This is a genomic window from Streptomyces sp. CNQ329, from assembly GCF_000482585.1.
In genome coordinates this window covers 1-4,529 of sequence record NZ_AXVU01000102.1, presented here as the reverse complement: position 1 = coordinate 4,529, position 4,529 = coordinate 1, and the positions used below count along the sequence as shown (strand labels likewise).

General features: G+C 71.7%; 3 protein-coding genes and 1 pseudogene. All 4 read left to right on the top strand.

Annotated features, from left to right (window positions below):
* Positions 1-117 (top strand): annotated as a pseudogene (locus tag I003_RS33715) (ATP-binding protein); the annotation flags it as partial.
* Positions 118-577: 460 nt separating this feature from the next.
* A complete protein-coding gene (locus I003_RS0128895) occupies positions 578-3,340 on the top strand; it encodes a sensor histidine kinase (RefSeq protein ID WP_027774645.1) in 2,763 nt (920 codons plus the stop codon).
* 9 nt (positions 3,341-3,349) lie between these two features.
* Complete coding sequence (locus I003_RS0128890; RefSeq protein WP_078524293.1) at positions 3,350-3,763, top strand: roadblock/LC7 domain-containing protein; 414 nt, start codon at positions 3,350-3,352, stop codon at positions 3,761-3,763.
* 167 nt (positions 3,764-3,930) lie between these two features.
* Entirely contained in the window at positions 3,931-4,482 is a 552-nt protein-coding gene (locus I003_RS37185) for a DUF742 domain-containing protein (RefSeq protein WP_486584454.1), read from the top strand.
* Positions 4,483-4,529 lie beyond the last annotated feature (47 nt).

The window sequence follows — 4,529 nt, the reverse complement described above, 5'->3', positions numbered from 1 at the left end:
GCGCTGCAGATCGGTCCGGAGACGCCGATCCTGACCACGGACGCGCGTCAGCGCTCGGAGTCCAAGTCGACGCTGATCACGCTCGTCGAGCACGCGCTGATGGCCAGGCTGCGCTGAGCGCGCCGGCCGGCCCGGGCGTGACGCCGCGGGCCGTCGACCCGTCAGGGGCAGGTTGCACCGTACGCTGCAACCTGCCCCTGAGGCGTTGATAACGTTTGGAAGCAGATTGAGGGGGTGTGTTGCACAGGATGCAGGCGGTCGACTCCGTTCCGCTGATGCCGGGGTTGCGTTTTGTCGGTTGGCGCCGCTTACGCCCTGTTTGGCAGTGCCTGCTTGATCGTACGAAGTCCTCGCCAGACGTTTGGAATGTGTCGCGCGGCGTGCTGGAATTCGAGGAACTGACCCGAGAGTAGGCCGAGAGGTTGTTGGTCCGGTGAGGCGCAGCAGCAAGGGTCCCGCACAGGAGGCGCGGGGCAACTTCAGCCCGCCGTCGCGCGCGGCGGTGCCGCCCCCTTCGGGGGCGCAGCCGGCCCCGCCGCCGCCGAGCGGCAGCAGATTCTCGCCCCGTAACTGGCGGGTGGCCACTCGGCTGAACGCGATCCTGCTCATCCCGGTGCTCGTGGCCCTCGCCTTCGCGGGCTTCCAGGTGAACAGCTCCGTCGACACCTGGCAGGAGGCCCAGGACGCGGAGAACACCGCCAAGGTGGCCAAGGCCGCGGGCGACTACGCCGAGCGGCTCATGGCGGAGCGTGACATCTCCGTGCAGCCGCTGCTCCACGGCGACCGCGAGGCGAGCCGGGTGACGGAGGCGCGCGAGGCCACCGACGCCGCCGCCGCCGAGTTCGACCGGCAGGTCGAGGACATGCCGGACAAGCCCGGCCTGCACCGCCGGCTGAAGGCCTTCCGGGAGCAGGAGAAGGGCCTGGAGCAGATGCGCCAGGCGGCGTTCACGCCCCAGGCGCCCGGCACCGACACCCACCTCGGGTACGCCGATATGTACCGCCCGCTGATGACCTTCGCCAACGAGCTGGGCCTGGGCACCAGCAACATCACCAGCTACGGCCGCGCGATGTACGCGATCTCGCTCTCCAAGTCCGCCGCCTCGCTGGTCCGCTCCATCGGCACCGAGCTGCTCGTCAGCCCGCCCGAGAAGGCGGAGGTGCTGACCGCGGAGAAGACCGCCCTCGCCTCCTTCGCCTATCTGGAGCCCATCGCGCTCGACGAGTTCAAAACCGGCAGCACCGCCGCCGACAACCGCCTGCTCGCGGACGCGCTGGCCGACCAGGAGGAGGAGGCCAGGAAGCGGCTCGCCGAGGCACAGCGGGAGGCCGAGAACGGCGGCGGTGAGTTCGCCGCGCCGCCGAAGCCCGCGGAGATGCTCGCCGGCGTCGCCGGCATCGGCGAGGGCACCACGCCCGAGGACCTCGCCGCCCAGGGCATCACCCCGCAGACCTGGTACGCGGCCACGAGCGTGCCCATCGCCGCGTACCGCACCGTCGAGATCGAGTTCGCCGACCGCGCCGTGGCCGACGCCCACGACATCGTCGAGTCCGCCAAGCGCGACACCGTCGTCGGCGCCGCCATCGCGGTGGGTGCGCTGCTCATCGGCTTCGTCATCGCCGCGATGATGGCCCGCTCCATGGGCCGCAGCATGCGGCTGCTGCGTAACTCCGCGTTCGGCATCGCCGAGCAGCGGCTGCCGATGCTGGTCGACCAGCTCTCCCGTACCGACCCGGGCCGGGTGGACACCCGCGTGCAGCCGATCCCGCTGCACAGCAGGGACGAGATCGGCGAGGTCGCCCGGGCCTTCGACCAGGTGCACCGCGAGGCGGTCCGGCTGGCCGCCGAGCAGGCGCTGCTCCGGGGCAACCTCAACGCGATCTTCACCAACCTCTCGCGGCGCAACCAGGGCCTCATCGAGCGCCAGCTCGAACTGATCTCCGGCCTGGAGGACCACGAGGCGGACCCGGAGCAGTTGGAGAACCTGTTCCACATGGACCACCTCGCCACCCGCATGCGCCGCAACGGCGAGAACCTGCTGGTGCTCGCGGGCGAGGACACCGGCCGGCACATGGACGAGGCGGTCCCGCTCGTCGACGTGCTACGCGCGGCGACCTCGGAAGTCGAGTCGTACGAGCGCATCGAGCTGGAGGGCGTGCCCGACAGCGAGATCCACGGCAGCGCCGTCACCGACCTCGTGCATCTGCTCGCCGAGCTGCTGGAGAACGCCACCACGTTCTCCTCACCGCACACCAAGGTCCGTGTCACCGCCACCCGGCTGCCGGACCGCCGGGTGATGGTCGAGATCCACGACAAGGGCATCGGCCTGACCGCCGAGGACTTCGCGGACATCAACCACCGGCTCGCCAACCCGCCCACCGTGGACGTCGCGATCTCGCAGCGCATGGGCCTGTTCGTGGTCGGCCGGCTGGCCGACCGGCACGGCATCCGGGTGCAGTTGCGCCCCTCCGGCGAGCAGTCGGGCACCACCTCGCTGGTGATGCTCCCCGAGGCCATCGCCTTCGGCGGGGCCACCGAGACCTCCGACCAGCAGGACGAGTTCACGGTCTCCCGGATCGTCGCCGACCGCCCGTCGTTCCAGCCCTCTGGTAACGGCTTCGCCGCGGGCCGCCCGCGCAGCGCGGCGGAGCTGGGCTTCGACGACTCTCCGTATCCGCAGGTCGAGGCCCCGCGCCCGGCCATGCCGGCCCTCGGCGGGCAGGAGGGGGTCTTCGACCCCATTCAGCGCTCGCTGCTGCGCGAGGAGCGCAGGGCCGCGCTCGAAGCGGCGGCACAGGACCGTACGCCCGCCTTCCACGAGCCCGAAGCGGAGGCGGCGGAGACCGATGCCTTCACGCCCGGAGGTATCTCGCCGGAGCCCGCGTACGATACGTACGGCCACGTCGAGCCCGGCGCCGCGCCGAATCACTGGACGGGGCAGGGCGCGTACGACAGCCCGGCAGCACCGGAAACGGAATCTACGGCACAGTTCGGCACCGGCCGCAGGGGCTTCGGCTTCGGCGAACCGGAGCCGGCCCCGGCCGACGACGAGTGGAGGTCGGCGAACGACGAACGCTGGGAGCGCGCCGAGCAGGTGCGCGAACCGAAGGCGGGCGGGGTCACCCCCGCGGGCCTTCCCCGGCGGGTGCCCCGCCAGAACCTGGTGGAGGGCACCGCGGAGCAGGCGCCGCTGGGAGGCCCACAGGTCTCCCGGGCCCCGGAGGACGTACGCGGCCGGCTGAGCAATCTGCGGCGCGGTGTCCAGCGGGGCCGCGAGCGGGGGCCGCAGCAGAGTGACGGACCGGGCATGGGCCCCGGCACATACGATCAGGAGCGTTAGGTGAGCCCGATGAGCCAGGCGGCGCAGAACCTGAACTGGTTGATCACCAATTTCGTGGACAACACCCCGGGGGTGTCGCACACGGTGGTGGTCTCCGCCGACGGACTCCTCCTCGCGATGTCCGACGGCTTCCCGCGCGACCGCGCCGACCAACTGGCGGCGGTGGCGTCCGGACTGACGTCGCTGACGGCCGGTGCCTCGCGGATCTTCGAGGGCGGGTACGTCAACCAGACCGTGGTGGAGATGGAGCGCGGCTTCCTCTTCATCATGTCGATCTCCGACGGCTCGGCCCTGGCCGTGCTGGCGCACCCGGAGTGCGACATCGGTCTGGTGGGCTACGAAATGGCCCTGCTGGTCGACCGGGCGGGCGCGGTGCTCACCCCCGATCTGCGTGCGGAGCTGCAGGGCAGCCTGCTGAACTAGCCGACAATCGATGCACGTTGCCCGTTTGCCGGGCTAAGGTGCGTCGAGTGCAGTGATGCTCCGGCACGCCGTCGGGGAAGGGGAACGCAGTGGCAGCGCACCAAGAGGTACCTCACGGCGGTGAGGACTGGCGGTACGGCTACGGCCCGCAGTCCGACCGGCCGGGCATGCCGCCGCAGCACGGGATGCCCCCGCAGCCGGGGCCTCCGGGCGTCCCGTACGCCGCCCCCGGCATGCCCCCGTCACCGGGGCAGCCGCAGCCGCCTGCCCCGTCGCCGTACGGCGACGGCGCGGCACAGCACCGCGGGCGCCCGGCGCCCGCGCCGCAGCACCCGTCCCCGGCCTCCGCGCGCGGCGCCCGCGCGCCCCGGGGCCCGCAGTCCCGGCTGGTGCGCCCGTACGCGGTGACCGGCGGCCGGACCCGGCCGCGCTACCAGCTCGCCATCGAGGCATTGGTGCAGACCACTGCCGATCCCTCCCGCCTCACTTCCCAGCTCCCCGAGCACCAGCGCATCTGCCGACTGTGCTATGAACTCAAGTCGGTCGCGGAGGTCTCCGCGTTGCTGACCCTCCCGCTGGGCGTCGCGCGCATCCTCGTGGCCGACCTCGCGGAAGCCGGCCTGGTCACGATCCACCAGCCGGGCGGTGGCGACGCCGCGGGGGGCCAGCCAGATGTGACTTTGCTCGAAAGGGTGCTCAGTGGACTTCGCAAGCTCTAGTGGTGTGGCCGGTTCTGCTCCGGCTCGTGCGACCACGTCGGCGAAGA